The sequence below is a fragment of the Paracidovorax wautersii genome, assembly GCF_900113035.1.
Lineage (GTDB): Bacteria > Pseudomonadota > Gammaproteobacteria > Burkholderiales > Burkholderiaceae_C > Paracidovorax > Paracidovorax wautersii.
The window spans coordinates 1-1,895 of sequence record NZ_FONX01000051.1; the positions used below are offsets into that span (position 1 = coordinate 1).

The following is a 1,895-nucleotide window of genomic DNA, read 5'->3' on the forward strand; positions in this document are numbered from 1 at the left end:
GGGGGCTGTCGATGAGTCGAGCATCTTTTATGGAAAATCCGTTGTTCGGCATGGTTGGATAGAATGTGATGACGGATCTTTGGTGGATCCTACCCGATGGGTATTTGAGGGCGCTGAGCCATACATATATTTTGGTCGTCCATCGCGGGAGTACGATGAGGGGGCTAATCGACTCCGTGCGTGTTTTGCGCGGCCGGCCCCTATATTTGACCCTTTAAAGACCATGGTGGTTATCCCAGGGAGGGTGGAGAGCGAAGTCTTTGCATCTTTGCTTGGCATGGATGTTGTCCGATCGGAGATCAATGTCGAGCAAGCGTTCTGGATCGGAAATTTGACGCTGGATGCGCTTGGCGTGTATGCGAATATGGTTTATCAAGCCCTTGAGAAAATGGGATTAAAGGTATTTGTGCCTATAGATAATTATATGAAGGTGGTGAATTTTAAGAGTGTTAAATGATTTGTTCGCGAAAATCGCCTCTCACCCTCTTGGCGTCTATTAATATATGGGGAAGAATGTGAAGATCTGCGAAATCCGCGTTGGAGCCATGTACAGCAATCAGACTGAGAAATACAGCGGCGTGCGCGTCGTTGATGCTTTCACTGTCCGGGCTGATGGAACTGTTGCCGTAAGTTGGGTAAGTGCAGCAAAGACCTCTGGCCACGACTCTGGTGTATCAACCCTGCAGACTTTTGCAAAGTGGGCGCGAAGACAAGAAATGATGAGTGAGCAGCAAATCGCCGCGCACTCAGTTCGAGCGCAGCAGCATGCCGAATGCGAGAAAAAGTATGGTGCTCAGGTCCGTGCCTTCGTGAGCGCATTGAAACAATAGGGAGTTTGGCCTTCGTGGTGATATGGGGTGGCCACCTGCCAGGACTGCCAGGCGTGGGCGTTGAAGCGCCAGATGCCGAGGATGAACTGCTGGTGGGCGATATCGCATGCCTCGTCGATCGCGTCGATCACCGTGCGGGGCAGCGCGGCAGTGGGGTTGATGGCCAGGTGCCAGGTGGGGCTGGAGCCGGCGCAGGACCTGGTGCTTGAGGTGGAGGTGGGTCGAGGGCTAGGCACGAGCTGGACGGCGTTCTGGATGGAGGTGAAAAACCCGTGGGTACGGCGGTCCAGGTCCAGGAGGACGAACAGCGCGAGCTGCAGATCGAGGGCAGACATGGGCGGCAGCGCAGCCGGCGCGGGCAGATGGGCGACAGAGGAAGACATGGTGAAGCTCCGGGGTGTGAAAACACCATGATGTGGCCCCTGCAGAGCAGCCATCGGCGGGTTTTTCCGAACCAGGGCCTTTGAGGCGGTTGGCGCCATCGAGCCGCCTGCGCAGCCGTTGGTGGTGGACGTCGATGAGGGGGATCTGGTGGCCATGTCAGGTGGTCGTTGTCGGTTGACCCCCCCCTGGGGTGGTGAAATCGCCCTCCTTTGGACCGACCCTTCCTTGGGGCGGGGTCGGTGGAGGATCATCAAGGCCCTGCGGTGGGTTCTATGGGTTGTCTAAAGGTGGCCGCGGGCCCTGCTGGCGATCGGGCAGCGCTATTTGAGAAAACTGCTGCCAGGACAGCGATAAATGAGAATGCGCGGCGCCGGCGGCGGCCGTGGCCAGCGCGGCGTGAGGGTCTGGAGGGAGAGCCAGGTGTGTCAACGCGGGCACGCGCAGCGCGTTGTGCAGAGCCACCTGGTGAGCCAGCGCGAACAGCCCCCACAGCCCCTGAAAACCGCCCCTCGGGCGCACGCCCAAGGCCAGGGCCTGCAGGATCTGCAGGGCGAGCAGCTGAGCGATGAGGGGGGTGTCCTTGCCCTCCCCTGGACTGCCTGGAGACAACGGTGGGGCGAGCGCATGCAGCCATGAAAAAGGTAGCGCATGTGCGGCGTGGCGGATCTGGGCGTTGGAGAT

At 58.9% G+C, this 1,895-nt stretch carries 4 protein-coding genes; 2 read left to right on the forward strand and 2 right to left on the reverse strand.

The window, feature by feature from the left end; genetic code table 11:
* On the forward strand, window positions 1-457 hold a 457-nt coding region (locus BM070_RS25050), incomplete at its 5' end, for a hypothetical protein (RefSeq protein ID WP_217648976.1).
* Window positions 458-545: 88 nt separating this feature from the next.
* Window positions 546-830 (forward strand): hypothetical protein, encoded by a 285-nt coding sequence (locus BM070_RS24715; protein ID WP_139223002.1) that lies wholly within the window; start codon window positions 546-548, stop codon window positions 828-830.
* Here the strand turns inward: BM070_RS24715 and BM070_RS23905 are convergent.
* Window positions 794-1,213 carry a hypothetical protein gene (locus tag BM070_RS23905; RefSeq protein WP_139223003.1) on the reverse strand — a complete coding sequence of 140 codons (420 nt, stop codon included), beginning with the start codon at window positions 1,211-1,213 and terminating at the stop codon, window positions 794-796. The genes BM070_RS24715 and BM070_RS23905 overlap by 37 nt on opposite strands.
* Before the next feature lie 271 nt (window positions 1,214-1,484).
* Window positions 1,485-1,895 (reverse strand): hypothetical protein (locus tag BM070_RS24980; RefSeq protein WP_175518609.1); only part of this gene is annotated, 411 nt, incomplete at its 5' end.

Bases quoted from the DNA above. Each gene is read 5' to 3' on its own strand.
- BM070_RS24715 (WP_139223002.1), top strand. From the start codon at position 546: ATGTACAGCAATCAGACTGAGAAATACAGCGGCGTGCGCGTCGTTGAT.
- BM070_RS23905 (WP_139223003.1), bottom strand. From the start codon at position 1,213: ATGTCTTCCTCTGTCGCCCATCTGCCCGCGCCGGCTGCGCTGCCGCCC.